The 25615-nt window shown below is 28.9% G+C and carries 38 protein-coding genes and 1 riboswitch; of the genes, 20 read left to right on the top strand and 18 right to left on the bottom strand.

All coding sequences use genetic code 11. The features are described from left to right. The first annotated feature begins 7 nt into the window (after positions 1 to 7). The gene (locus ABXT56_RS02030) at positions 8 to 1000 is read left to right on the top strand and encodes a glycosyltransferase family 2 protein (protein WP_415300800.1); all 993 of its coding nucleotides are present in this window, start codon (positions 8 to 10) and stop codon (positions 998 to 1000) included. After that, on the top strand, positions 1000 to 1536 hold the full coding sequence (locus ABXT56_RS02025; protein WP_415300798.1) for a histidine phosphatase family protein: 537 nt from the start codon (positions 1000 to 1002) through the stop codon (positions 1534 to 1536). Before ABXT56_RS02030 ends, ABXT56_RS02025 begins: the two co-directional genes overlap by 1 nt. Before the next feature lie 58 nt (positions 1537 to 1594). On the opposite strand, the gene ABXT56_RS02020 is transcribed toward ABXT56_RS02025, so the two are convergent. The 5 genes from ABXT56_RS02020 to ABXT56_RS02000 all read right to left on the bottom strand — a co-directional run bounded on the left by ABXT56_RS02020 (position 1595) and on the right by ABXT56_RS02000 (position 6332). Then, complete coding sequence (locus ABXT56_RS02020) at positions 1595 to 2896, bottom strand: ammonium transporter (RefSeq protein WP_415300797.1); 1302 nt, start codon at positions 2894 to 2896, stop codon at positions 1595 to 1597. Positions 2897 to 3044: 148 nt separating this feature from the next. After that, positions 3045 to 3320 (bottom strand): HU family DNA-binding protein, encoded by a 276-nt coding sequence (locus ABXT56_RS02015; RefSeq protein ID WP_415300795.1) that lies wholly within the window; start codon positions 3318 to 3320, stop codon positions 3045 to 3047. A gap of 163 nt (positions 3321 to 3483) precedes the next feature. Beyond that, positions 3484 to 4593 carry an RIP metalloprotease RseP gene (rseP, locus tag ABXT56_RS02010; RefSeq protein WP_415300794.1) on the bottom strand — a complete coding sequence of 370 codons (1110 nt, stop codon included), beginning with the start codon at positions 4591 to 4593 and terminating at the stop codon, positions 3484 to 3486. Positions 4594 to 4639: 46 nt separating this feature from the next. Next, positions 4640 to 5407 carry an ABC transporter permease gene (locus ABXT56_RS02005; protein WP_415300792.1) on the bottom strand — a complete coding sequence of 256 codons (768 nt, stop codon included), beginning with the start codon at positions 5405 to 5407 and terminating at the stop codon, positions 4640 to 4642. Beyond that, positions 5397 to 6332 (bottom strand): ABC transporter ATP-binding protein, encoded by a 936-nt coding sequence (locus tag ABXT56_RS02000; protein ID WP_415300790.1) that lies wholly within the window; start codon positions 6330 to 6332, stop codon positions 5397 to 5399. The genes ABXT56_RS02005 and ABXT56_RS02000 overlap by 11 nt, the downstream gene beginning before the upstream one ends. Positions 6333 to 6485: 153 nt before the next feature. After that, positions 6486 to 6575: riboswitch (TPP riboswitch) on the top strand. Between ABXT56_RS02000 and ABXT56_RS01995 the strand changes: the two genes are divergently transcribed. Then, a complete protein-coding gene (locus ABXT56_RS01995) occupies positions 6563 to 8056 on the top strand; it encodes a sodium:solute symporter family transporter (RefSeq protein WP_415300789.1) in 1494 nt (497 codons plus the stop codon). Its footprint overlaps the riboswitch before it by 13 nt. Next, positions 8056 to 8718, top strand: coding sequence for a TenA family protein (locus ABXT56_RS01990; protein WP_415300787.1), 663 nt, complete (start codon positions 8056 to 8058; stop codon positions 8716 to 8718). Before ABXT56_RS01995 ends, ABXT56_RS01990 begins: the two co-directional genes overlap by 1 nt. A gap of 4 nt (positions 8719 to 8722) precedes the next feature. Here the strand turns inward: ABXT56_RS01990 and ABXT56_RS01985 are convergent, their stop codons facing one another. Beyond that, the gene (locus ABXT56_RS01985) at positions 8723 to 9232 is read right to left on the bottom strand and encodes a hypothetical protein (RefSeq protein WP_415300785.1); all 510 of its coding nucleotides are present in this window, start codon (positions 9230 to 9232) and stop codon (positions 8723 to 8725) included. A gap of 19 nt (positions 9233 to 9251) precedes the next feature. Then, positions 9252 to 9695: a c-type cytochrome gene (locus tag ABXT56_RS01980; protein WP_415300783.1), complete on the bottom strand. Its 444-nt coding sequence runs from the start codon at positions 9693 to 9695 to the stop codon at positions 9252 to 9254. A 24-nt stretch (positions 9696 to 9719) separates the two neighbouring features. On the opposite strand from ABXT56_RS01980, the gene ABXT56_RS01975 reads away from it, so the two are divergent. After that, a complete protein-coding gene (locus tag ABXT56_RS01975) occupies positions 9720 to 10241 on the top strand; it encodes a cytochrome b (RefSeq protein WP_415300781.1) in 522 nt (173 codons plus the stop codon). Here ABXT56_RS01975 and ABXT56_RS01970 read toward each other — a convergent pair. Both ABXT56_RS01970 and ABXT56_RS01965 read right to left on the bottom strand, forming a co-directional pair. After that, entirely contained in the window at positions 10238 to 10951 is a 714-nt protein-coding gene (locus ABXT56_RS01970; RefSeq protein ID WP_415300779.1) for a class I SAM-dependent methyltransferase, read from the bottom strand. The genes ABXT56_RS01975 and ABXT56_RS01970 overlap by 4 nt on opposite strands. Before the next feature lie 265 nt (positions 10952 to 11216). Beyond that, on the bottom strand, positions 11217 to 11630 hold the full coding sequence (locus ABXT56_RS01965) for a hypothetical protein (RefSeq protein WP_415300778.1): 414 nt from the start codon (positions 11628 to 11630) through the stop codon (positions 11217 to 11219). Between the two features lie 211 nt (positions 11631 to 11841). On the opposite strand from ABXT56_RS01965, the gene ABXT56_RS01960 reads away from it, so the two are divergent. From ABXT56_RS01960 to ABXT56_RS01925, 8 genes are all read left to right on the top strand, one after another. Beyond that, on the top strand, positions 11842 to 12156 hold the full coding sequence (locus ABXT56_RS01960; protein WP_415300776.1) for a hypothetical protein: 315 nt from the start codon (positions 11842 to 11844) through the stop codon (positions 12154 to 12156). A 22-nt stretch (positions 12157 to 12178) separates the two neighbouring features. Beyond that, entirely contained in the window at positions 12179 to 12469 is a 291-nt protein-coding gene (locus ABXT56_RS01955) for a hypothetical protein (RefSeq protein WP_415300775.1), read from the top strand. A gap of 16 nt (positions 12470 to 12485) precedes the next feature. After that, on the top strand, positions 12486 to 12854 hold the full coding sequence (locus tag ABXT56_RS01950) for a hypothetical protein (protein WP_415300773.1): 369 nt from the start codon (positions 12486 to 12488) through the stop codon (positions 12852 to 12854). A 21-nt stretch (positions 12855 to 12875) separates the two neighbouring features. Beyond that, the gene (locus tag ABXT56_RS01945; RefSeq protein WP_271525511.1) at positions 12876 to 13172 is read left to right on the top strand and encodes a hypothetical protein; all 297 of its coding nucleotides are present in this window, start codon (positions 12876 to 12878) and stop codon (positions 13170 to 13172) included. Positions 13173 to 13175: 3 nt separating this feature from the next. After that, entirely contained in the window at positions 13176 to 13496 is a 321-nt protein-coding gene (locus ABXT56_RS01940; RefSeq protein WP_415300771.1) for a nuclear transport factor 2 family protein, read from the top strand. 99 nt (positions 13497 to 13595) lie between these two features. Next, entirely contained in the window at positions 13596 to 13802 is a 207-nt protein-coding gene (locus tag ABXT56_RS01935) for a hypothetical protein (RefSeq protein WP_415300769.1), read from the top strand. Between the two features lie 45 nt (positions 13803 to 13847). Next, positions 13848 to 14180: a DMT family transporter gene (locus tag ABXT56_RS01930; RefSeq protein WP_415300767.1), complete on the top strand. Its 333-nt coding sequence runs from the start codon at positions 13848 to 13850 to the stop codon at positions 14178 to 14180. 2 nt (positions 14181 to 14182) lie between these two features. Next, on the top strand, positions 14183 to 14410 hold the full coding sequence (locus ABXT56_RS01925) for a DUF2798 domain-containing protein (RefSeq protein ID WP_415300765.1): 228 nt from the start codon (positions 14183 to 14185) through the stop codon (positions 14408 to 14410). Positions 14411 to 14698: 288 nt separating this feature from the next. On the opposite strand, the gene ABXT56_RS01920 is transcribed toward ABXT56_RS01925, so the two are convergent. The 7 genes from ABXT56_RS01920 to ABXT56_RS01890 all read right to left on the bottom strand — a co-directional run bounded on the left by ABXT56_RS01920 (position 14699) and on the right by ABXT56_RS01890 (position 20183). Then, positions 14699 to 15043 carry a DUF952 domain-containing protein gene (locus tag ABXT56_RS01920; RefSeq protein WP_415300763.1) on the bottom strand — a complete coding sequence of 115 codons (345 nt, stop codon included), beginning with the start codon at positions 15041 to 15043 and terminating at the stop codon, positions 14699 to 14701. A 177-nt stretch (positions 15044 to 15220) separates the two neighbouring features. Next, positions 15221 to 15781 carry a DUF924 family protein gene (locus ABXT56_RS01915; RefSeq protein WP_415300761.1) on the bottom strand — a complete coding sequence of 187 codons (561 nt, stop codon included), beginning with the start codon at positions 15779 to 15781 and terminating at the stop codon, positions 15221 to 15223. Then, positions 15782 to 16591 carry an inositol monophosphatase family protein gene (locus tag ABXT56_RS01910; RefSeq protein WP_415300759.1) on the bottom strand — a complete coding sequence of 270 codons (810 nt, stop codon included), beginning with the start codon at positions 16589 to 16591 and terminating at the stop codon, positions 15782 to 15784. Then, entirely contained in the window at positions 16588 to 17169 is a 582-nt protein-coding gene (locus ABXT56_RS01905; RefSeq protein WP_415300757.1) for an FMN-dependent NADH-azoreductase, read from the bottom strand. Before ABXT56_RS01905 ends, ABXT56_RS01910 begins: the two co-directional genes overlap by 4 nt. A gap of 10 nt (positions 17170 to 17179) precedes the next feature. After that, positions 17180 to 17887 (bottom strand): cytochrome c biogenesis CcdA family protein, encoded by a 708-nt coding sequence (locus tag ABXT56_RS01900; RefSeq protein WP_415300755.1) that lies wholly within the window; start codon positions 17885 to 17887, stop codon positions 17180 to 17182. 6 nt (positions 17888 to 17893) lie between these two features. Continuing rightward, positions 17894 to 18736, bottom strand: coding sequence for a fumarylacetoacetate hydrolase family protein (locus tag ABXT56_RS01895; RefSeq protein WP_415301369.1), 843 nt, complete (start codon positions 18734 to 18736; stop codon positions 17894 to 17896). A 4-nt stretch (positions 18737 to 18740) separates the two neighbouring features. Continuing rightward, a complete protein-coding gene (locus ABXT56_RS01890) occupies positions 18741 to 20183 on the bottom strand; it encodes an NAD-dependent succinate-semialdehyde dehydrogenase (RefSeq protein ID WP_415300754.1) in 1443 nt (480 codons plus the stop codon). 92 nt (positions 20184 to 20275) lie between these two features. Between ABXT56_RS01890 and ABXT56_RS01885 the strand changes: the two genes are divergently transcribed. Continuing rightward, positions 20276 to 20602, top strand: coding sequence for a GYD domain-containing protein (locus ABXT56_RS01885; RefSeq protein WP_415300752.1), 327 nt, complete (start codon positions 20276 to 20278; stop codon positions 20600 to 20602). A gap of 37 nt (positions 20603 to 20639) precedes the next feature. Here ABXT56_RS01885 and ABXT56_RS01880 read toward each other — a convergent pair whose 3' ends face one another. Then, the gene (locus tag ABXT56_RS01880) at positions 20640 to 21473 is read right to left on the bottom strand and encodes a phytanoyl-CoA dioxygenase family protein (protein WP_415300750.1); all 834 of its coding nucleotides are present in this window, start codon (positions 21471 to 21473) and stop codon (positions 20640 to 20642) included. Positions 21474 to 21508: 35 nt separating this feature from the next. Here ABXT56_RS01880 and moaA point away from each other — a divergent pair, with 35 nt between their 5' ends. The 6 genes from moaA to ABXT56_RS01850 are packed head-to-tail and all read left to right on the top strand — an operon-like array spanning position 21509 to position 25255. Continuing rightward, complete coding sequence (gene moaA / locus ABXT56_RS01875; protein ID WP_415300748.1) at positions 21509 to 22501, top strand: GTP 3',8-cyclase MoaA; 993 nt, start codon at positions 21509 to 21511, stop codon at positions 22499 to 22501. Further along, positions 22501 to 23046, top strand: coding sequence for a cyclic pyranopterin monophosphate synthase MoaC (gene moaC / locus ABXT56_RS01870; RefSeq protein ID WP_415300746.1), 546 nt, complete (start codon positions 22501 to 22503; stop codon positions 23044 to 23046). The genes moaA and moaC overlap by 1 nt, the downstream gene beginning before the upstream one ends. Positions 23047 to 23048: 2 nt before the next feature. Further along, on the top strand, positions 23049 to 23318 hold the full coding sequence (locus tag ABXT56_RS01865; RefSeq protein WP_415300744.1) for a molybdopterin biosynthesis protein MoeD: 270 nt from the start codon (positions 23049 to 23051) through the stop codon (positions 23316 to 23318). Continuing rightward, positions 23318 to 23770: a molybdopterin synthase catalytic subunit gene (locus ABXT56_RS01860; protein ID WP_415300742.1), complete on the top strand. Its 453-nt coding sequence runs from the start codon at positions 23318 to 23320 to the stop codon at positions 23768 to 23770. The genes ABXT56_RS01865 and ABXT56_RS01860 overlap by 1 nt, the downstream gene beginning before the upstream one ends. Then, on the top strand, positions 23757 to 24662 hold the full coding sequence (msrP, locus tag ABXT56_RS01855; RefSeq protein ID WP_415300740.1) for a protein-methionine-sulfoxide reductase catalytic subunit MsrP: 906 nt from the start codon (positions 23757 to 23759) through the stop codon (positions 24660 to 24662). The genes ABXT56_RS01860 and msrP overlap by 14 nt, the downstream gene beginning before the upstream one ends. Positions 24663 to 24679: 17 nt before the next feature. Next, positions 24680 to 25255, top strand: a complete 576-nt coding sequence (locus tag ABXT56_RS01850) for a sulfite oxidase heme-binding subunit YedZ (RefSeq protein ID WP_415300739.1) — start codon at positions 24680 to 24682, stop codon at positions 25253 to 25255. Here the strand turns inward: ABXT56_RS01850 and ABXT56_RS01845 are convergent. Then, positions 25248 to 25595, bottom strand: a complete 348-nt coding sequence (locus tag ABXT56_RS01845) for a DUF779 domain-containing protein (RefSeq protein WP_415300737.1) — start codon at positions 25593 to 25595, stop codon at positions 25248 to 25250. The two genes, ABXT56_RS01850 and ABXT56_RS01845, sit on opposite strands and share 8 nt — an antisense overlap. Positions 25596 to 25615 lie beyond the last annotated feature (20 nt).

The following is a 25615-nucleotide window of genomic DNA, read 5'->3' as shown; positions in this document are numbered from 1 at the left end:
CAATTATATGAAAAAAAGCATCATAAAAAAACTATTTATTAAACTTTCAAAATTTTTGGGGTATGAAATAATTGACCAAAGCGATTTTAGCTCTCCTACTCTTAATAAAGAATTGAGTGAAGAACTTTCAATCATAAATGAAAAGTCAATTGTTTTACCATTGGGTGAAGTAAAGATTACAAAAAAAGTTAATTCTGTACTAATTGTATTTAGAACTAACACAGATGTAGAAATATGGGATCAAAATAAAAAAAGATTATTTGAAGAACCAAAAATTGAATACTCAATAAGAGCTTTAAAATCACTTATCAAATCAATTAATTATTCTAAAAGAAAATATACAAATATTAAATTTAAGATCATAATTGTTGATGATAAGTCTAAAGAAGAAAATTTAGACAAATTTAAGAAGCTTATAGATAGAAGTGGTTTAGACGTAAGTATTACTCATTTAAACCATAGCAAATACAAAGATACAATCAAACAACAAAAGAATGATCAAACCTTTTCAAACTTAGCAAGTTTACTTCAATCATTTGAATTAGGGAAAGAAAATGGTGAAGATTTAATTTTCTTTGTTGAAGATGATTATTTACATTTTGAGCCTATGATGGAAGAGATGATTGCATCATACGAAAGAATAGCTTCACAAGTTAACCGAGAAATCTTTATGTGTCCTGCTGATTATCCATATCTTTATATGAATAATAAAAAAACAAATATTCTAATTGGAAATAAAAGACATTGGAGAACTATCAATCAAACTCTATGTACATTCATGACGACAAAATTTTTGCTAGATAAGTATTGGAGTAACTTTGTTAATACTTGCTTAGATAGAAATGATCCATTTGAAAAGTTTCTAAATGAAATCTATACAGAAGAATTTTGCATCTCCCCTTTAAAAAGTCTCTCTTTACATATAACAAATGTAAATTCTAGTTATGGCCTATCACCATTTATAAATTATAAAAAACTTTGGGATGAGAATGAGTCCTAATGATAAGAAATTTTCTATTTTTTATTTTTATAATTTTTTCAAACCCCATTAACTCACAAGAAAAGTTAATTAATTTACTGAAAGATGACAACAAACTTATTTTTATTAGACACGCATATGCACCTGGTAATGGTGATCCTGCAAATTTTAAATTAAATGATTGTTCTACACAAAGAAATTTAAACAAAGAAGGTATTAATCAATCAAAAATTATTGGTCAGTTTTTTTCAAAAAATAAAATTCAAGTAGGTAAAGTCTTATCTAGCGAATGGTGTAGGTGCAAAGATACTGCAAAATTTGCCTTTAATGAATACTCTACTTTTGAAGCTCTTAATTCTTTTTATGACCCTAGGTTTGAAAAGAATAAAGATAAACAGATTAATGATTTAAAAGATTATATTAACAATTGGAATGGTAATAAAAATTTAGTTTTAATAACGCATTTTGTTGTTATTTCAGAAATTTTTAAAGTGGGTGCCAGCTCTGGTGAAATAATAATTTCTGATAAGGAACTTAATATACTCGCCCGTTATTAAAAAGGCCCCAATAAAGGGGCCTATTCATTAACTAGTAGAGAGAGTTAAGTTATTTTTATTAGTCTCTGATTGCGTAAGCAATTACTCCTGTTTCTGTAACGTCTGTACCTTTGATTTCACCTTCCTTACTTAATCTTAGACCAACAGTTGCTTTCATAATGCTAAACACAATGTAAGCTACTATAAAAACGAATATGTTTACTGATAGCACTCCAATTAACTGTGTATTAAACACGGCGTCAGAGTTTGTAGCAGGAACTATTAAAGTTCCCCAAATACCTGCAAATAAGTGTGCGGGTACTGCACCAACTACATCATCGATTTTTAGTGAGAATAATAGTTTAGTTCCATAAACCACAATTAAACCACCTACTGCACCAATTAAAATTGCCGCTAAAGGTGATGGAGCTAATGGTTCGGCTGTAACTGCAACTAATCCACCAATGCATCCATTTAACATTTGAACTACATCTGTTTTACCAAAGTGTAATCTTGTAATAATAGCGGCACCAATTACTCCACCAGCACCTGCTAAGAATGTATTAATAAAGATAGTTGATACTGCAATTGCATCATCAGCTGTACCCATTGCTAGTTGTGATCCACCATTAAATCCAAACCAACCTAACCAAAGGACAAAAACTCCTAGGGTTACAAGAGGTATTGATGATGCCGCAAATGGCTTTATCGGAGCTGGAGAACCAGACTTAGTAAATCTTCCTAGTCTAGGACCAATTATTATTGCACCAGCTAATGCTGCGGCACCCCCAGTTGAGTGTACTAACGTAGAACCAGCAAAATCAGAAAAACCAATAGAAGCTAACCAGCCTCCACCCCACTGCCAACCCATTACTATTGGATAAATAATTCCTGAAAGTATTGCTGCAAATAAAAAGAATGGCCATAATTTAATTCTTTCGGCCATAGTCCCTGACACAATTGAAACTGTTGTAGCACAAAATACCATTTGAAAATACCAGTCTGAACCATCAGAATACCCAGTATCAACTCCACTTGAATCTGACCAAGGTATAAATTTACCTATATAACCACCTTCAGGTATTCCATAAGCTAAATTATAACCCACCATCCAAAACATTATTCCTGAAATTGATAGTAAACCGATATTTTTTGCACAAATTACAGATACACTTTTTGATGTAACCATCCCTGACTCTAACATTGCAAATCCTGCAGCCATAAAAAATACTAAGAAACCACAAATTAGAAATAACAATGTATTAAAAATAAAACTTACTTCAGCAGAAACAGTTGTATCTGCCATACCTGTGCTACTCATATTTAATAAGAAAATTAAACTGATAAGTGGCGTACTTATTTTTTTTATTATTTTTGTCATTAAGACCTCCCTGTTTATGAGTTATTTATATTCAGGACTTAATTAAAAAATAATGCTAATGTTGAAAAAGAGGTATGCTATATTTGCATATACTAACAGCCTTAATACATTTCTGTAAAAGGCTGTTATTTAAATTTGAAAACTTAAATTATTTATTGAATACTTCTTTAAGTGCCTTAGCTGGTAAGAATTTAACTTTTTGAGAAGCACCAATTTGAATTTGCTCTCCAGTCCTTGGGTTTCTTCCAACTCTAGCTTTTCTTTTTGCAACTTTATAAGTTCCAAATCCAGCAATTTTTACTGAATCATCACCCTTTAAAGCGTCTAGAATAGTGTTAGTTATTGTATCAAAAGTACGCTCAGCGTCAGCTTTACTTAGGTTTAAAGAACCTGAAAGTTGCGCTATTAGTTGTTTTTTGTTCATTTTTTAGCTCCGGTTTTATTGGTTATTTTCATATATTTTACATTAAACCCCATAAATCAAGCATTATATTAGTGTCTCTTAAAATAAAAACCCCAATATATTGTGATTTGCTAAATTAGTATTGATTTTAAAGGATTTTTTAAAATTTAGAAAAATAAAGTAACTAAAATAAACCTAGGTCTTTTAGGTCATTAAACGTTGTAAAAAACATCAATGATAGCAATAAAAACATTCCGATTCGAAAAAAACCTTCCTGAGTTTTTTGAGATAAAGGGCGTCCTAATAATTTTTCAATACCATAAAACATTAAATGACCACCATCTAACATTGGAATTGGAAACAAATTTATTAATCCCAAGCTAATCGAAATATAAGCCATTAAGCTAACAAATGGCAAAATACCAAATTCGGCAACTTGTCCACTTATTTTGGCTATCCTAATTGGACCACCTAATTGTGAACTATCACCAGAGCCAGCAATCATACTTCCTATATACTTAAGAGAAGAAGTGCTTACATAATAAACTTCGTTAACTGCATAAAATAAAGCTTTAACTGGATTAAGTTTAACGTGATTTACCTCATTATTGTAGGCTCCAAGTTTAATACCAACCATACGTTTATTAATCTTATTACCAAGGTTGTCTTCACTCTCAACAATATTAGGTTTTACCTTAAAATCTAAGTTTTGGTCATATCTATTAACAGTAAAATTGATAAATTTATCAGTAGACATCATAATAAATTTTGAAACCTCCATGATACTTTTAACTTTGTTACCATCAATTGAGACTATAATATCATTGTCTTTTAAACCTGCTGCCATTGCAGGACTATCTTTTTGCACTTCATTAATAACTGCTGGAGTAAAATCTTTACCTGAAAAAGTATAAACAGAAAAAAATATTAGAATAGCCAATAAAAAATTAGCTAATGGTCCACCGAAAACAATTAAGGCCCTTTGATATAAAGGTTTTAATACAAATAATCTATCTTGATCTTCTTGACTATATTCTTTTATAATCTTTTCGTTATCAGCTTGACTATAAACATTTCTATCACCAAAAAACTTGACATATCCTCCAAGTGGTATGACACAAACCTTCCATCGTGTACCAGATTTGTCATTCCAACCAAACATTTCTTTGCCAAAACCTATTGAAAAATCAGTAACTCCTACTCCATAACGTTTAGCAAAATAATAATGACCATATTCATGAATAAATACTACAACAACAATTAAGGCTATAAAAGGTAATATGTAAGATAACATAATAATTTAATAATACTTTTTATTGATATAATTTCTAGGTAAAATTTTAAGATTTAATATTATAACCTTTTTTAAGTAATAATGTGACCATGATAACACAAATTATTAAAAAAAAGACCATTGAACTTATACTTATCCAAATATTAAAATCAGACACACCATAAAATGAAAATCTCAATCCATCAATTAGATAAACTACAGGATTAAAATAAGACATTTTTTGCCAGATGGGAGGTAGCATATCTAGAGAATACAAACTTCCTCCTAAAAATACCATAGGCGTTATCACTAATGATGGAATGATAGACATTTGTTCAAAATTTTTGCTAACGACACCGATTAAAAATCCAAATAAAGCAAAAGTAAAAGAAACTAAAAATAATAAAAATATCATTAACATTGGATACTTAACTGTCACGTCAGCAAAAAACGAAGCTGTAGCATAAATTACAGCACCAACAATTAGTGTTTTAGTAGCTCCAGCTCCAACAAAAGCTAAAACAGTTTCAAGCGTTGAAATAGGTGCTGCTAAAATCTCGTTAATAGTTCCATTAAACTTTGGAAAAAATATTCCAAACGAAGTGTTACTTATTGATTGAGTTAATAGTGTTAACATTAATAAACCTGGTACAATGAACGACCCATAACTAACACCATCAATGTTTTCAATGTATCCTCCAATAACTGAACCGAACACCACAAAATATAATGATGTGGATATTACTGGTGAAAGAATAGACTGACCTATAGTTCTTATAAATCTATTCATCTCATGAGTATAAATAGCTTTAAAGCCGTGATAATTAAATTTCATTGTTTTCCTTAACTAAATCAACAAAAATTTTTTCTAATGAACTTTGTTCCGTTATCAAATCTTTTAACCTTAAACCTGCATCTTTTATATCTTTAAGTAAATCAGTAATTCCAGTCTTTTCACCTTTAACCTTGTAAGTATAAGTTAAAGACATTTTTTTTTCATTAATAATTAAATTATACTTTTCTAATTCTTTTGGGATTTCTAATATCTTATCTTGTAATTCAATTGTTAGCTTTTTGTGACCCATTCGTTTTATCAATTCATTCTTATCCTCAACAACAATTATTTCACCTTGATTAATAACCGCAACACGATCTGCAATAGCTTCTGCTTCTTCTATATAATGTGTTGTCAAAATTATTGTAACACCAGTTTGTCTCAAATCTTCAACAACAAACCACATATCTTTTCTTAATTCAACATCAACACCAGCTGTTGGCTCATCAAGGAATAATATTTTAGGTTCATGTGATAATGCTTTTGCAATTAAAACTCTTCTCTTCATGCCTCCTGATAATTCTTTTAATTTTTGATCTTTTTTATCCCAAAGACTTAAATCTTTTAAAATTTTTTCGATGTGTTCTGGTTTGGGTGACTTTCCATATAATCCTCTAGAATAAGATACGGTATCAAAAACTGTTTCAAAGGACTCTAAATTTAGCTCTTGAGGAACAAGCCCTATTCTTGATCTTGTCTCTCTGTAATCTTTTATAATATCAAAATTATTTATTGTAACAGTTCCTGAGGAAGGTTTAACAATTCCACAAATAATACTTATTAAACTAGTTTTTCCCGCACCATTAGGTCCAAGCATTGCAAGAATTTCACCCTGTCTTACTTTAAGGCTAACATCATTAAGAGCTTTAAAACCATTGTCATAAACTTTAGATAATTTGTTAATGGATATTTGGATTTCAGACATTATGTTTAGATGTATATAGTTATTAATGTAGTTAATTCAACAAACCTAATAATTTAATGCATTATTTTATTATTTAATGTTTGTATCTTACGAGTAAAATTTGACTTAATTTGATTATTTCTTTAATAAACTTTATATATTCTTTTTTAAGAATATCAGTTTCTGGGGTGCTTTAAAAAGCTGAGAATATACCCAAAGAACCTGTTGTATAATCACAACGAAGGGAAAATATGAAAACAATATACTTAGATCAATCAACTACTATTATTGCTCTACTTTTAACTTCATTAGCTTTTGCTGCTATTGGAATAGTTTATTCAAGAGGTAAACTTTCAATTAACTCCTATTTAAATGCAGACAGATCAATTGGTAAAAGATCTTTAACCGCATCTTTAGTTGCATCTTGTTTTGGTGTGTGGATTTTAATTGGTCCATCAGAAGCTGCTACTTGGGGTGGTTTAGGAGCTATAATTGGTTATGGCTTAGGTCAAGCTCTACCCTTCTTAGCCTTTATTACTATCGGTCAGAGAATGAGAAAAATTATGCCTAACGGTAATACTCTTACTCAATTTGTTTTAATTAGATTTGGTAAAGCTATGTTTCGTTTAGTTTTATTATTAACAATAATGTACATGTTTGTTTATTTTGCAGCTGAAGTTACAGCAATTGCAAAAGTTGTTAACTTAATGTCAGGGTTTCCTCTTTGGCAAACCTCTCTTGTAATAATTGTTGCCACTCTATCTTACACTCTTTATGGAGGACTTAGAGCTTCAATTTTTACAGATAAAATTCAATTTATTATAATTATAATTTTATTAATATTTGCAATCAACCATATTTTTAATTCTGGAAATAATACTTTTTCTATGGATTTAATTAATGAGAAAGCTGGTACTTTAATGAGTGGTAAATATTTTTATGGATATACTGCTGGCTTAACTTTCTTCATTGCTGTTTTTGCAACCAACTTATTTGATCAGGGTGTTTGGCAAAGAGTATTTGCAGCTAAAAGCTCAGATGATTTAAGAAAAGGATTTATGTCTGCCTTTTTTATTGTAATTCCATTTATGCTTGTTTTAGGTTTCTTTGGAATTCTTGCGGTATCAGTTGATAAAGCAGCAGACCCTAGTACTTTATTCTTTAGTCTTTTGTTAGAGCCATTTACTGGAATTAATTCTTTGTTAACTATTTCAATATTAATTTTAGTGTTAGCTCTAGTGATTAGCAGTATGGATACACTTATTAATGCACTTTCAAGTACTATTACTATTGAAGGAAATAAGTTTATTGCTTTAAAAAATAAGAATAGTTATCTCGCACTTTCTAAATACTTAATAAGTGGTTTATCAGTAATTGTTTTTTTAATCGCATCTAAGGGTTACAGCGTCTTATTTATGTTTTTATTTGCTGATTTGTTATGTTGTGCAGCAGTATTTCCTATTTTTTATGGGATGTTCAAAGGCGATGTTGATGAAAAACTTTCTTTAATTTCAGTTATAGTTGGACTGATATCTGGATTGCTTTTATTTCCTAACCAAACTTTTGATAAAAGTATTCTAATTGGTGGATTCTTTCCAGCTGAAGGATTTCCTATTTGGATATCTACAGCATTATTATTTTGGTCATTTATTTTAGCAACATTTACACCTATGATTACAGTAATGTTTTTTAAAAAGAATGGTAACTTTAACTTTTCCAAGATTAACACTTCAATTAAAGAATAGTGAGTATTTATAATAATAAAAAAAACTTTTTTTATAAATTAAAGAGTAGCTGCAAGAAGGAATGGTCTGAATACACTAATCATAAATTTTTATCTGATTTAGTAAGCAACAAACTGCCAGATAAGAATTTTAAAAATTATTTAGTTCAAGATTATGTGTTCTTGCAGGAATTTCTTAAAATTTTAGCACTTAGTGTTTATAAATCTAATAGTTTTGAAGAAATTAATAGATCTGTAAATTTTATTAAAGGAATTGATGATGAGATCAAACTCCACATCAATTATTGTAAAAAGTGGAAGATACCCCTTAACTCTCTTAATAACATCGTAGTCGAGAAAGCTAATAGAGCTTATACTGATTATGTACTAGGTGTGGGTAAAAATGGAGATAATCTTGATATCTTCTCATGCCTATCAGTATGTATCATTGGATATGGTGAGATTGGGTTTAATCTTTCTAAAATTAAAAACTGGAAAAAAAGTAAATATAGTTCTTGGATTAAAATGTATTCATCAAAAGAATACCAACAAGTAGCTAAAGACAATATTAATTATTTAGATATTCTCTTGAAAAATAATAAGGGTAAAAAATTAAATATACTTAAAAGAAATTTTAAAAAATCAACTATCCTTGAAAGAAATTTTTGGGAATGTTTTATTTAAATTTTTAGTTGCTTAAAACTTCTAAAGGTAATGGGGCTTCTGGGTATTTTTCTTTACATAGTTTCTCATAATTTTTGCAAAGAGTGCTTATGGTATCATGAGCTTCATCCTTAGAGGTTAAAAATTTAATAAGAGTATCTCTCTCTAATTCAATTTCTTTAATATCTACTCCACTTAAATACTCACCCGTCTCAACTTCCCAGTAGGTATCGTTTAATTCTTCAATTTTTAGAGTGTTAAGCTTTTTTTGAAGTTCAATAATAATTTTATCATCTGTTTTACTATCTTTCATTGGAGAGTTTGTTAATTTTCCTAAACATTTATCTTTAATATCATTTAAAAAAGTATTGTAAGGCTTACCTTCTGCCAATCCTGTAAAGTGATTACTTTCAAAGTATTTAATAATTGCAGCATTAGTTGAGATTTTATTTTTTCCTTTTGCAACTGCTACCTGGACGTAGACTTCTTGGCTAATATATTCATTTAGATATTCTTTGATTTTATCTGATAACATTTTTGAATTATTAATTTAATTAGTGTTCTGCTCTAAATTTTGAATGACAAGACTTACAGCTACTCCACATATATTTTCCAAGAGTTGCTTTCATATCTTTTGTTTCATCAATAACAGATGTAAGCTCAATCATATTATTTGAAGCTTTTGTCATTAATAAATTAAATTCATCTTTATATTCCCAAATAGATGGCAAAGCTTCTGTTTTAAATCCTACTTTTGAACTTTCAGGAAAAAGATCTAATAATCTTTTATAATTACCACTCATTTCAATCATTAGTTTTTTTGCTTCATCTAAATTTCCATCAGAAGCAAGACCTTGGACTCTTTTTGCAGTTTTGTAATTTTTGCTAAAAATAGATTTTCTTTCTTTGATAATCTCTTCAGCAGTTTGTTCTGCAACAGCACTAAAGCTAAATAGTAATATTAATATAAAAAATAAAGTATTTTTAATTATCTTCATAATATGTTTAATTTAAATATGCCCATGTTAAATAATAAATCAAAATATGGATTACTCAGTAAATTATTCCATTGGCTAACTGCCGCAGGATTAATAGTTCAGATACCTTTGGGTTTTTATTTGGTAGATTTGGACTTTGATCAATCTAGAGTTGATATAGAAAATTATCATATATTATTTGGATTAATTATATTTTACATAACTCTAATAAGATTGACCTTTAAACTATTATCACCTACACCAAATTTTAATGATAATGCCTTTCCTGCTCAAAAAATTTTAGCAAAGTTGAATCACTTTTTTTTATACTTAGCTTTATTAACAATAACTATATCGGGGATTTTTAAGAAATTATTTAATGGTGAGAATTTGGTTATTTTTTTTAAAAAAATTAATTTAACCTATAATTATGAACTTTCTGAGCAGTTTTATTCAATTCATATTTTGGCAAATTATATATTAATTGGATTAGTTGCATTGCATATTTTAGCAGCACTGTTTCATAAATTTTTTTTAAGAGAAAATATTTTAAAGAGAATTTTTTAAATTTTTGTAAATATTATACATTTAAGTTTATCATTAAATAAAATGATTTTTTTATATTTAAAATTGATTTCAATAACCCCATTAGAAATTTGAAGTGAACTAAACTTTAATAAAGTTGATATATAACGTTGTTTTATCATCTTTAAGTAAATATTTTTTTTAATATTAACTTTAAAATTAAATTTGGTAATATTTTTTTTAATATCAAGTTGAAGTAATTTTTTCCAAATAAGGTTATCTCTTTTAAACGATTGCTTAAGTTTTTGTTCCATTAAAAAAAATGTAGGTATTTCATTATTTTTTGTATCTAAAGTTAAAATTAAAATAATCCCTCCAACGTTTAAACTAGAGTATGAGTAAGTTAAGATTTTCTTAATATCCTTCAAATTAAAAAAATGAATAGTTTGTTTAATTAATATTAAATCAAATTTCTTTTTATTGTTCTTAAGATATTTAATTGCATTTGTTTTTTTAAAAGTAATTCTTTTGTCAAAATCTTTGTGATTTTCGATATCAATTCCAATAGGTTTATCTATTAACTTGAGTTTAGAGGATAATGAACCCATTATCTTACCACGACCACATCCAATATCTAAAATTCTTGAATATCTATTTAATTTTTTTTGTTTTACCAAAAAATTATTGAAGGTCTCAATATATTTTGTAGATGAAATCCAGGTTTTGTTGTCCCAATTTTTAATTCTTAACATTAGAATAATCTAAATTATAATACAGAATTTTTATTAAATAATTAAAGGGTTTAAGTGCACAGTAATTTTATACGCGAAATAGTTGTATAAAAATTTTGCATACCTGGTGACAAAATATAGCATTTTAAAATTAATCAAAATTTATTAGTTTAGAATAATAACAATTAACAAATGAGATTAATATAAGGAGATAAGAAATGGAAAAAGAAATGTTAGTAGTAGCTAAGTTCAAAGAAGAAAAAGGTTTGCCTTTTCCTAATTGGCTTTAGATATAAATTTTATCCGATAATCCGTAGATAAGAGTTGCACTTAAAATTGTAAACACTAATGGTGCAATAACTCCTTCATTAGAGTCGTTCATTACACCAGTTTTATCAACTTTAATTGAGTAAGTATTAACTAGAAAAATACAAAGATTTTGAACAAAAACTAAATTAAAGAATGCCCAAGTTCCTTCAACACCATTGGGTCTTACAAACATTATGTAGATTGCCATTAAAAATGAGCCAAGAAATAAGGCTCCAGTCATTCTCATAATGGTAGCTGCAGACTTATCTATTTCAAATTTTTCCCTAAATTTTTGGTTTCCTATTATCATTTGATAAGCATACGCACCCACTCCTATAAAATGGATTAAAAAAATAATTAAATAAAAAATGCCATTAAACTTATCAATCATAAATCAACTCTAACATAAATTGATTTTTAATTAAATTTAAATTTTTATGAAACCTATTATGGGTTTTAAAAACCTTATTTTATTTGCTTTTCAATTTTTAATTGAATGAATTTTTTGCATAATTGATATTCAGAAATGTCGCATGACTTTTTAATAAATATGTAACAAATTGTTCTTAAAGTTAACATTGACATTCAACAGAAAGGAATTGATGCAAGCAATATACACAAGAACAATGAGAGTTAAAGACGAAATGCTAGGTAAAGCAATGGAGATTGGCAAAGGTTTAGCAAAAGTAAGAAAAAAATATTATCCTAAACACCAAATCTATTTTTCTTTTCAAATTGGTGGTGATCCGAGAACAATTCGAGAAACTTTAATTGGTACAATGTTTGAAGATGATAATTTTGAACAAGATGCAAAAATGTCAGCTGATAAAAAATATCAAAGTCTTCAAAAACAATTAAAGAAAGTTGCAGTTGAAGGAACTATTGAAGATGAAATCAGAGTCATCTTTAGTGAATAAATAAACAAAAAGGAGATAACAAATGAAAAACTACATAGTAACACATACGTTTAAATCAAAAGAAGCGAAAGCTAAGATGATGGAAGTTACTGGTTCAATGTCGATGGAAGATATGACTAAAGCAATGACAAGTGACAATGCAAAATGTCAAATGAGCTGGAATACACCAGGTGATAACTTAACAATGTTTTGTTGGTGGAAAGGTACTGATCCAGACGCAATTAACAAACAATTAGAGTCTATGAACGATTTCTATGAACCTCACAAATTTGTTGAGTGTACAGACGATATTATAGATTTTAATGCTAACTAAAAAAAATAAAATAATAATGAATAAGATAATATTTGTAATTATAAGTATTTTTTTTTCATTCCCTGCTTACGCAGATATGAGTAATGATAATAAATCTAAAGCTTGGGACTGTAGCGGTATCTACTTGTCTAATTACTTTTTGCCAATAGGTGAAACTTTTGAGTACAGCATGAAGGAAAAATCTATGTCCTCAGTAAAAGTTTTAAAAGAATATGCTCTAGAGATTGGTATACCTGAAAAAGAGTGGGATCAGGGAGTTAATAAGGCTGCTGATAAACATTATGGGTCTAAGTTTGACAAAGCAAAAACTGAAGAGTGTCATACTTTTTTAGAAGGACTTATTCCTAACGGTAAAGAACGAGTAAACAAAGTAGTATTATATTAATAACAAATAAAAGGAGAAGAAATGGAAAAAGAAATGCTAGTAGTAGCTAAGTTCAAAGAAGGAGAAGGTAAATTTGAAAAATTTATGGGATTTATGCAATCTCCAGAAGGATTAGCTGAGAGAAAAAAAGTTGCTATTGTAGAAAAAACTATGGCGTCAGTAACACCCGATAAAAGTGCAGTGATGTTTAAAATACATTGTACTGATGAAGCTGCTTTAATTAAGTTTATTGAAGGTACTGAAGTGTCTAAACCTATCATGGATGAGGTTATGGGTAGTTACATGATTTACGATTTAACTAAAGTTAAAGAAGGATAAAATATGTCAATTTTAGCAAAAATGGATGCTGCTATGACAGCTAAAGATGAAGCTGCTATGAATGAAATTTTTCATGATGATTATAAATTTACAATGCATGCATCAGGAAAAGTTATGGGAAAAGTAGATGTAATTAAATGGGCAATGAGTGGAGATATCAATAAAGATAAAATTAGAGTTCTTTTTGAGAATGATCAAATTGGTGTTGAGCACTCATTTGTAACCTTTAATGATGGAAATACTGAGGCAGTAATGGCTGTCTACAAATATCAAGATGGAAAAGTTGTTTCACTTGAAACAGGTGCTACAAAAATATCTAAATAACTAGTTGAGGCATTTTGTATATGCAAAGTGACAATGTTGGTTATATCAAAAACTTATTATTTTCCTATTGTTTGGTTAATTAATCAAACAAAGGAAAATATGAAAAAAACAATAATAACATTATTTTTAGTACTTTTTACAAGTTCAGTTTATGCAGGTTCTTGCCCAATGATGGCAAAGAGTATAGATGATAAAATTGCTGAAGCTCAAATGCTAAAAGATCAAGGTATGGCAGCCCATGATGCTGGTGACCATGCTAAGTCAGAAGAGCTTTTAGGTAAAGCTATGATGCTTTTTAAAAGTTAATAAATAATTATATATATTTAGCAGGATTTCATTTAGAATAATTAAATGAGTCTCGCTACTTCATACGCTTTCTTAATATTAGCTGTCATCTTAGGTGTTACTTCAAATAGCTTTGCTAAAACTGCTGAAGGTTTCACTCTTCTTTTTCCTAGTATAATTACTGCGATTACAATTGTTTCATGCATGTATGCATTATCTATGGTGATGAAAAATATTCCAATGGGAATTACTTATGCTTCATTTGCTGGATTAACTATTATCGCAACTGTAGTTGTTGGTGTTATTAGATTTAATCAAGTGCCAAATCTTTATTCAATAATTGGTTTGGGTTTAATTATAATAGGTGTATTAATGGTGAACTTATTAGGAAATAATTAATTATGATTTCAAAAAAATATTCTCAAACTTTGTTTATGATTTTTATGTCATTTGGAATGAGTGTTATAATGAGTGGGGTGGTTACTGCTGTAAACACTGGTATTAGTGATGGTTTTTTAGAAAGATATCTTAACTCTTGGTTGTTTGCTTTTCCGGTAGCATTGTTTGCTGCTTTTACCATGGCTCCGATTATAAGACCGCTGGTTAATAAAATTGCTTCAAAAGATTAATTTAAAAAAAGTTTTTAGAGGAGTTTCTTAAATTATCGAGACTCTACTCTTCAGTCAGGTTGTATTCAATAAATATATTAAAATAAATATTTTGAATAGAATTCATAGAAATGATATATTGAATTTATCAACAAAGGAGGTGCGATTATGAATTTATCACCACCTGACACTTAGCTGGTGTGATTTAATAATCTAAGACAAAAAAATATAAGTCCATTATTATGGATTTTGCGTAAATCGCTTAATTATAGGGGAACTCTTTTGGAGTTTTCTGAAAGGGTGTCCCCCTTAGAAATTATCTGGTAATACGTGAGAATTATCATCCCTTAAAGTAATTTCAATTTCATCAACTACGTTAGATACATCAAGTGAAGAATATAAATGAGGAAACATATTTCCATCAGATGCTTGTTCCCATAGTAAATTTTCAAGTTTAAAAGCATCTACTTTTAATAAAATTAAATCTTTTTGGTTTTGATAAAATTTTTTAAGTGTACCCTTAACTTGATCTTCTCCAGAGAAATGGATGTAGCCATCTTCAAGGTCTTTTTTAGAACCCTTATATTCACCTTTTTTTTTAATTTCCAACCAATCAGATTTTGTACAGATTTTGTAAATAAACTTAAGTTCCATCTAAAATTTATAGTATTCAGTGAGGTTTTTGACAATAAGAAACTTCCCTCAAGAGAGGGAAGTTAATATTAACTATCTAATAGAGAGAGAAGATAATGTTAATTTTTGAATTTTTAAGGAACTTTTAAAACAAAAAATAATTATTGCAACATGTTAATTTCGCTATGTAGCTATGCTTTACCAAGAAGAATTTGGCTCACTTAAAAACTGAATTTCTTCTGGAGTTGATTGCCTGCCAATTATCTTATTTCTATGAGGGTACCTATGAAACTTTCTTATTGCTTTAGTGTGATCTTTCCAAAACTTGCGAATATCAACGATACCTGGATGATCTTTTAAATATTTATCTAACAAATAATAAGCCATTTCATGATCAGTTATCTCTTCACTATGAATTAAAGGCAAAATCATAAAAAACCTTTGGCTTTCGTTCATCTTATCTAAAAAACCAGCATAGACTGCATCATTAACAATTAATCTTGATTTATGATCTTGTTCAAAAGCCTTCTTGTCACCTCTAAACATATTTCTTGAAAACTGGTCAAAAAGAATAACTAAAGCTAAGCAGCCTAGAGCGATATCTTGCCAATCATCATATTCATTAGCACTAGCAAGCTCATAATCTTTTAAAAATCTGTCTTTAATCAATTGATCAAAATCTTTATGTTTTTGAAATCTTTTTTTTGATGATGTATCTTTAAACCAAAAATCTAATATTTCTTGAGCTTTGTTATGCATTTATTTTGAAACAGGCTTTAATAATTTTAAAAACTTATTATGAATAGTTTTATTCGATGATACTAAAATATTTCCAGCATTAATTGCATCTCTATTATCCCATGTAGAAATATTTCCTCCAGCAGCTTTGACTATTGGTATCAACGGATGAATATCCCAAATTTTATTTGAACATTGTATCACAATATCAACTCTACCCTCTGCTAAATGAGAGTAACTTAAAGCATCGCTACAAGGGAACTGCATTAATTTCAAAATTTGAGGGATTTTTTTTTGTTTATCAAGAGATAACCAACCATGAAATGCAGCTGACACTTTGACACTTTTAAATGTAGCTTTTTTATTTACAGAAATTTTTTTTCTTTTTCCACTCTGAAATACGTAAGCAACTTTATCTGAATAATTTAAATAATATTTTTTAAGTACTGGAAAATTTGCTAATCCTAAAATTGGATTACCTTTATAATTTAATGATATCAAATTGCTCCAAGTTGGGTTACCAATTACAAAAGATCTTGTTCCATCAATTGGATCAATGACCCAAGTAAAATCACTTTTAGATTTTTTATGACCGAATTCTTCTCCAATTACTTGGTGATCTGGAAATTTCTTTTTTAATTTAGATCTAATAAATTTCTCAAAAGCTTTATCGGATGTGGTTACTGGATCGTATCCTTTACCTTTAAGTTTATTTGAAACTTTAAAAGTCTTATTAAGTTTAAAATAATAATAAGTTGTTAATTCTTTTGCTAATTTGTTTAAAAAATTAGCGTATAATTTATACTCTTTTGAACTTACTAAACTTTTCATGATATTTTGTTAATTTGTTCTTCTGCTTCTTTTATAGATTTTTCATAATCTAAAGCCATTTGATCAGCAGCTATTATATCAATTTTTTTTATTCCAAAAAAATTTAAAACATGAATTAACCAAGGTGTTAAAAAATCTTCTTTGCTATTAATCTTGGTCCCACCAGATGTAATAACAAGGTAAACTTGTTTATCTTGAAGTAAACCAACTCTACTTCCGTCTTCATTATATTTAAAGGTTTCTTTAACTCTAGCAGCCAAATCAGACCATGCTTTTAAAGTGGCTGGTGGTCCAAAATTATAAATTGGAACAGAAATAATTATAACGTCACTTTCTTTAAGTTCTAATACAAGCTTATCTGATAGCTCAAACATCTTTTTATGTTGTTCGGTTCTTTCGCTTTCAGGTATTTTCATTCCAGACTCTGTTAAGCCTGACACAAAAAGCATTTCATCATCTAAGTCTCTATAAACTACCTCATCTTCAGGTTTCTTAATTTTATCCAATAATTTTTTTGCTAAAGCTCTAGATGTTGAGCCTTTTTTTCTAGCACTAGAATCAATTTGATAAATTTTCATAGAATACTAATTACCCGAAATTTTGCATAAATGGAAAGATATTTAAAATATAATACCCAAGAACCTGTAATTGATTAGTTAAAATCAAGACTCCAGTAATTAGCAAAATAAATCCACCAATTTTAGAGACTAAATTAATATTCTTTCTGAAATTTTTAGAAAAAATTAAAAATTTTTGCATCAGATATCCAGATAATACAAATGGTATAGCTAAACCCAATGAGTAAAAAGTTAATAAAGTTACAGCTTGAAATATCGTTTCTTCAGTAGATGCTAATGCTAAGATAGATCCTAAAATAGGTCCTATGCATGGTGTCCAACCAAAACCAAATGCCATTCCAACTACAAAAGAAAACCAAATATTATTGTTTTTTTGTGTGTATATTTTTTTTTCAAAGTTTAAAAAACCTATATTTAAAAATCCAATTAATTGTAGTGAAAAAATTATTATAACCAAACCTGCAACTATTCTTAGAGTTTGAGAATTTTGTAAAAGAATTTGACCCAAGTAAGAAGCAGCTGCTCCAAAAATAATAAAAACAAAAGAAAAACCTAAAGAAAATAATATTAAGGGTGTTAGGTTTATCTTTTTTCTTTCTAATAATTCACTTAAGGATGCACCTGAGACAAAAGAAATATATCCAGGTATTAATGGTAAAACGCATGGAGATAAAAAACTTATCAATCCTGCTCCAAATGCAATTAATAATTCTATCATATTAAATTATTCATCTATTAATTGAATTGTTTGAGTTCCTAGATTATCTACTGATAGTTCCATTTTATCACCATCTTTTAAAAAAACTGGTGGTGTCATTCCAAGACCTACTCCTGGTGGTGTACCAGTTGTGACGATATCTCCTGGCATTAAAGTAATAAAACTTGTGATGTGAGCAATAATGAAATTAAAATTAAAAATCATTTGATTTGTATTCCCTGTTTGATGTCTTTTGCCGTTTACATCTAAAGATAAATTAAGATTTTGAATATCTTTAATTTCATCGCTAGTAACTAAATAAGGTCCTAGTGGTCCAAATGTGTCACCTGATTTACCTTTTACCCACTGCCCACCTTTATTTTTTTGCCAATCACGTTCACTAATGTCATTGCAAATACAGTATCCAAAAATATAATCTTGGGCATCTTTTTCTTTAATTCTTTTAGCTTTTTTACCAACTATAAATGCAATCTCTACTTCATGATCTAGTTTTTCTGAACCTTTGGGTATTATAACGTTATCATTGGGTCCTACAATACAATGTACTGACTTGTTAAAAAGAACTGGGCTTTTTGGTGGCTCTGCACCAGTTTCTTTTGCATGATCTGTATAATTTAATCCTATTGCAAAAAAATTCCCTGGCTTGGTAATACATGATCCAATTCTGTTATTTTGATCTATTTCTTCTAATTTTTCTAAGTCAATTTTTTTTAACTTTTTAAGATTTTCAAAATTAATTGTTTCTGGATTGAAATCTTTAATATGAGATGAAAGATTTCTAAATTTACCATTTTTATCTATAGCTGCTGGAATTTCTTTACCAGTATCACCTAACCTTAATAATTTCACTAAATTAACCTTTAATCCCCATGTGGGTATATTTAACATTTAGATAGTCTTTAATAGCCATTGACCCACCTTCTCTACCATAACCACTTTGCTTAATTCCACCAAATGGAGCTTCTGCAATTGCAACAACTCCTGTATTAACAGCAACAGACCCTGTTTCTAATTGTTCTGACGCCAGGTAGGCTGTTTCCATTGAATTAGTACAAACATAACTGCATAATCCTAACTCATGATTATTTGCTCTTTCAATTACTTCGTCAAAAGATTTGAAAGATAGCATTGGCACCAATGGTCCAAACGGTTCTTGTTTCATAATTGTATAATCATCTTTTACATTATCAAATATTGTTGGCTCATAAAAAAAACCTTTATTAAAACCAGCTGGTCTTTTTCCACCTAATAAAACATTAGCACCCTCTTGTTTGGTTTTTTCAACTAACTCTTCAATCTCATCTAATCTTTTTTTAGTGGTTAAAGGACCTAATTGGGTATCGGGGTCCATTCCGTTGCCAATTTTTAGTTTTTTAGTTTTTTCTATAAATAAATCTACAAATTCATCTTTTTTAGATTCTTGAATATAAAATCTATTAGGGGATATGCAAACTTGTCCATTATTTCTAAATTTTGCAGCTATTGCCATATCAGCCGCTTTTTTAATATCTGCATCATCAAATACAATAAAAGGTGAATGACCAGACAATTCCATAGTTACTCTTTGAACTTTATCAGCAGCTTGTTTTAATATTAATTTTCCTACTCTTGAAGAACCTGTAATTGAAATTTTTTTTACTATATCTGAATCAATTAATTGAGATGCTATACTTGGAGGATCACCTGATAATAAGTTTACTACACCTGCTGGTACACCGCACTCCTTACAAATATCAACCATCTCCATTACAACACCAGGAGTTATAACATCAGGTTTAATAATAACGGAACAGCCAGCTGCAAGTGCAGTTGAAATTTTCCTAGCAGACAAAACTAATGGAAAATTCCATGGTGATAATCCAGCTACAACTCCAACTGGTTGGTAATAAACATGTACTCTTGTATCTTCAAATCTACTTTCAACTGTTTGTCCATAAATTCTTTTTGTTTCTTCAGAATTCCATTCAAAAATATCTGCTGCACCGGCTACCTCTCCTTTTCCTTCAGCCAGAGGTTTTCCAACTTCTAATGTCATCCATTTAGCAAGTATATCTTGTTTTTCTCTCATCTTATCTGCAATTTTTCTAAGAGTATAAGCTCTTTGCCATGGTGGAGTTTTTTTCCAAACTTGTAGTCCTTTTTCAGCTGACTTTAATGCACGTTCAACATCTACAGGTGTTGCTTTTGATGCATGACCTAGAACTTCTTCTGTTGCAGGATTGATAACTTCATAAGTTTCCTTATTAGAAGAGGGTGACCAATTGCCATCGATAAATTGTCCAAATTTTTCGTACATAATTTGCTAAACCTTGAGTTGATTTTAAAAAATAATTATTCAAATTTTTAACAAATATGCTTAAATCTTACAAATTAATAAAGGAGAAAATTATGAAAAAATATATTGTCATGGGCAATTATACAGCAAAGGCCTTCCAAGGTTTTATGAAGGACCCTAAGCAAGATAGATCAACCGCAGTAAAAGCATTAACTGAAGCAGTGGGTGGAACATTTGAATCTTTTTATATTACGAGAGGTCCTTATGATTTTGTTGCTGTCACATCAGGAGATATGCCTTATGAAAATTTTGCTGGTATAAAATTAGCTGTGGAAGCTAGTGGAACAGTTGAAAATATGGTTATTCTTGAAGAGATGAATATGAACAAAGCAGCTGAGCTTGCCGCTAAAGCTATGGCTGGTTACAAGCCTGCTGGTTAATTATTCTTACTAACTTCCAGCTGACGGCAGTTGGAGGTTAACTAGCTTCAAATAAAGTTGGAAACATTTTACCAGATAAGTCATCACCATTTTTATAACCATTATTTTCCATAATAGTTCTTTCTTCTCTAGCCCAACCTCCTCTATAAATAATTTTAGAATTTTCTTTTGCCATTCTCAATGTGTATCTATGAACATCTTTTTTAGGTGTAACAGCATTTAATCCTCCATGCAGAGTTCTAATGTCAAAATAAATACAGTCACCAACTTCTAAATCCCATTGTAAAAATTCATAATCATCTTTATTTTCTAATATGTTTGGAGTTAATTCATACTTTTTTCCATTAACAATTCCGGCTTTACCATCAACATGGTGGCCATCATTAAATCTAGTTCTTAGAAATAGTTTATCCCATAAATGTGAACCTTTAATCCAAGCAATACCATCTTCTTTTTTAACTGACTCAAGCGGTATCCATAAAACACACATTGAACCTTCAAAATCAAAATAAGAAATGTCATGATGAAATGGGGGTGATGATTTTGATCCTGCTTCTCTAAAAAACCAATTATCCATTACTAAATTAACTTTTTTAGCCCTTAAAAGTTCTGCTGCGATTTTTGGTGTTGGTGAATTAAAAACAAAATCTTTAAATTCTTCATGTAAATCCCAAGTCCAAAAATCTTCATAATATCCAGGTAAATTTTTGTCTTTTGTATGATTAACAAATCTTGGGCTTGGATTTTCTTTACCTTTTTTTATTCCTATTTTTAACTTTTCAATCCATGCGTTATGAAATTTACCTTTAATTAGAACGGCACCATCTTTTTTAAATTGTTCTATTTCATTATTATTGATAATTTTACTCATATATTATTATAATAATATAATATAATAAGAATCATATGAAAACACTAACTGATACTTTTGGAAGAAAATTTCCCTACATAAGAATGTCTATTACGGACGTGTGTAATTATAAATGTACATATTGTTTACCTGAAGGTTATAAAAAAATACCTGGGGATACCAGAAGCTTTATGACAGGTGAAGAAATATCAAGATTAACAAAAGCTTTATCAGAATTAGGTGTTTGTAAAATAAGATTAACTGGTGGAGAACCAACAGTAAGAAAAGATTTTTTTGATATTCTTAAAAATATGAAACAGAATTCAAATATTTCAAAAATAACAATGACTACAAATGGCTATCAATTAGATAAAATCGCTGAACGATTAAATGAGTCAGGTCTAGATGGAATTAATATCAGTATTGACAGTTTAAATAGAGATACTTTTAAGAAATTAACGGGTCATGATAGACTTTTGCAAATTTTAGAAGGAATAAAGATTTTACAAAATTTAAATTTCAAAAACATAAAGGTCAATGCTGTTTTGCTTAAAGGTATTAATGACACCTATGAGGAGTTTGAAAAATTTGGAAACTTTATTAAAAACAACAAGATTGATTTCAGGTTTATAGAGTTAATGCAAACAGGAGATAACCTTAATTTTTTTAAAAAAAATCACGTATCTTCAAAAATATTTAAAGATTATTTAGAAGAAAATGAATGGGTATATCAGACTTATGGTAAGGATGCTGGCCCTTCATTAAATTATATTCATCCTGAGTATGATGGGAAATTTGGATTGATTGCACCCTACTCTAAAGGTTTCTGCGAAACATGTAACAGATTAAGAATTACTTCTAGAGGTGATTTGAGACTTTGTTTATTTGGAAATACAGGAATTAGTATTCGTCATCTTTTGCAAAACGATAATCAAAAAGATGAACTTGTGGATTTAATAATTAAACAATTACATCTCAAAAAAGAATCACACCATTTAGAGATAGGAGAGACAGGTGTTACTCCAAACTTATCGAGCACTGGGGGATAATGAAAAATTTAAAAGTAATAAATCAAGAAGAATTAAAAGATTGGGCTAAGGAAATTTTTAAAAAAAATTCTTTTAATATGGTTGATGTATCTTCAAAAAAAGAAACTTTTAGAAGAGCTTTAGCATCTGGCAAGATTTATGTTGGTAAAGAAGTGTTTGGTTTAATTAAAAATAAAGAAATGCCTAAAGGTGACCCTATTACTTTAGCTGAAGTGTCAGCAGTTCTGGGAGTTAAAAAAACAAGTGAATTAATACCACTGTGCCATCCACTTCCAATAGATCACACTGCAACTAAAATTATTATGCATGACGAAGATAATTCATTAGAGGTTTTTTGTGTTGTTTCTGCTGTTGCAAAAACTGGAGTTGAAATGGAAGCTATTATGGGTGTTAACGCAGCACTAATAACTATTTATGATTTAAGCAAAATTATAAATCCACATCTTAGAATTGATAATGTTAAATTATTAATTAAAGAAGGTGGAAAAAGTGGTTTATGGACAAATCCAGATGGTTTACCTAAATTCTTAGATAATATTTTTTAATCATGAAAATCAAGCTTGAACTATTTGGTGCAAGTAGAGACTTTAGTGCTAAAAATTACTTAGAATTTAATATAAATGGACAGCTCGAAATCAAAGATTTTAGAAAAGAAATAATCAATTACTTAAATAAAAATTTTAAAGGTAATGAAGATTTTATAAAAATTGTAAAAACTTCTGCTTTTTGCTCGGAAGATAATCAAATTATTAATGATAATTTCAAAATTATAAAAGATCAAAAAATTGGAATTATACCTCCTATAGGTGGTGGTTGATGCTACATACAAAAATAATAGATATTAAAAAAAACAAAATAAAAACTTCTGAAGCTGAAGCATTTGTAAAATCTTCATCATTTGGAGCGTCAATTATTTTTAATGGCACTGTTAGAAATATCAATGAAGATAAAGAAGTTGTAGGAATGACTTACGATACTCATGATGATCTTGTATTAAAAAGCTTTGAAGAAATTTATAACGAAACTTCTGAAAAACTTAAAATTACAAGTAAAGCAGTTTTTATTGAGCATATTAAAGGTTTTGTTGGACTTGGAGAAATTAGTATTATTATAGCGGTTGCTTGCAAACATAGAGATCAAGCTTACATATTATCTCGTTATATAATTGAAGAAATTAAAAAAAGATCTCCTATATGGAAAAAAGAACACTATAAAAATGAAAAAAGTGAGTGGTTAAAAGGTAATCCTATTCAAAATGAAAAAATATAAATATTCAGAAATAACCCCAGAGCAAATATATAATAAAAGAAGAAAATTTATTAAATCTATTGGGTTAGGTGTTGGCTCAATATCGTTAAGTACTTTTCCATTTTTTGGTAAAGCTTATTCTCAAAATAAAACAGATTTGACGACTTACCAGGATATTACTACTTATAACAACTATTATGAATTTGGAACTGGCAAAAGAGATCCTTTTAAAAACTCAAAAGAATTTAAAACTAAACCGTGGAATGTGACTATTGAAGGTGAAGTAGATAGTCCAATCACACTTTCAGCTGAAGAAATAATTTCTTTGTTACCCTCTGAAGAAAGAATCTATAAACTAAGATGCGTTGAGGGTTGGTCTATGGTTATTCCTTGGATGGGATTTTCTCTTAGTAAACTACTTAATAAAGTATCTATTAGAAATAGTGCAAAATTTGTTGAATTTGAAAGTGTTTATGACCCTGAACAAATGAAAGGTCAAAGATATCCAGTTTTAAATTGGCCTTACAGAGAAGGCTTACGAATTGATGAGGCTATGCATCCTCTAGCAACAGTAGTAACTGGTTTATATAGAAAACCTTTACCAAATCAAAATGGTGCTCCATTAAGAATTTTTCTGCCATGGAAATATGGTTTTAAAAGTGCAAAAGCAATTGTAAAAATAAAATTAGTTAAAAAGATGCCAACATCATCTTGGATGAGATCATCCCCAAATGAATATGGGTTTTATTCAAATGTTAATCCAAATGTATCCCATCCAAGATGGTCCCAGGCTACAGAGCGTATAATAGGTGAAGGCATATTATCACCTAGAATTGAAACTGAAATGTTTAATGGATATGGTGATGAAGTTGCAAATTTATATTCAGGTATGGATTTAAAGAAAAATTTTTAAAATATAAAATTACTTTGATGCATATAAAAAAATACATAAAAGTAACAATTTTTTTTTTATCCTTACTACCAATACTTATTATTTTTTATCAAATTATCTTTAACCAATTAGGTCCCGAGCCTGTAAAAGAAATTACACATGTGACTGGTAATTGGACACTTCGTTTTATTATAATTACACTTGCAATGACACCTCTACAAAAATTAACTAAATTTAATTTTTGGATTAGCTATAGGAGAATGTTTGGTTTGTTTGTTTTTTTTTATGCATCAGCACACATGATGACATATGTGGGAATAGATTATCGCTTTGATTGGTCTAGTATCGGTGATGATATTGTTAAAAAAAAGTTTATATTTGCTGGATTTTTAGCTTGGCTTTTATTAGTGCCACTTGCTCTTACTTCATCTAAACGAATGATTAGAATTTTAAAAGATAAGTGGAAAAAACTACACAAACTTATTTATATAATTTCTTTACTAGGAATTACTCACTACTTGTGGTTAGTTAAAGTAGTTACAATTGAACCCTTAATTTACCTTACAGTTATAGTAATTTTACTCGTTCTTAGAATTAAAATGAAGTTTAATTAATTGTATTTTTTTCTGGAACACAAATCTCTGATCTTGTTAAAAATCTTCTTCCAGTTCCATTATCTAGTGAAAACATTCCACCCATACCTTGAATACAATCAATAATTAAATCTGTATTTTTCCATGCTTCATGTTGAGTTTCACTGATATAAAAAGGAATACCACCAATTTTTCCAATTAAAACATCGTCATCACTTACAAGAAATTCTTTAACTGGGTAACACATTGGAGCACTACCATCACAACATCCACCAGATTGATGAAAGAGTAATTCTTTACCATGATCTTTTTTAAGATCTTCTATTAATTCTAATGCTGAAGGTGTTGCTGAAACTTTCATAGTTATATGGCCTGTAGTTT

It is taken from the genome of Candidatus Pelagibacter sp. Uisw_134_02 (assembly GCF_047720265.1).
Classification (GTDB): domain Bacteria; phylum Pseudomonadota; class Alphaproteobacteria; order Pelagibacterales; family Pelagibacteraceae; genus Pelagibacter.
The sequence above is the reverse complement of the archived record's forward strand: the minus strand, read 5'-3'. Positions and strand labels throughout refer to the sequence as shown.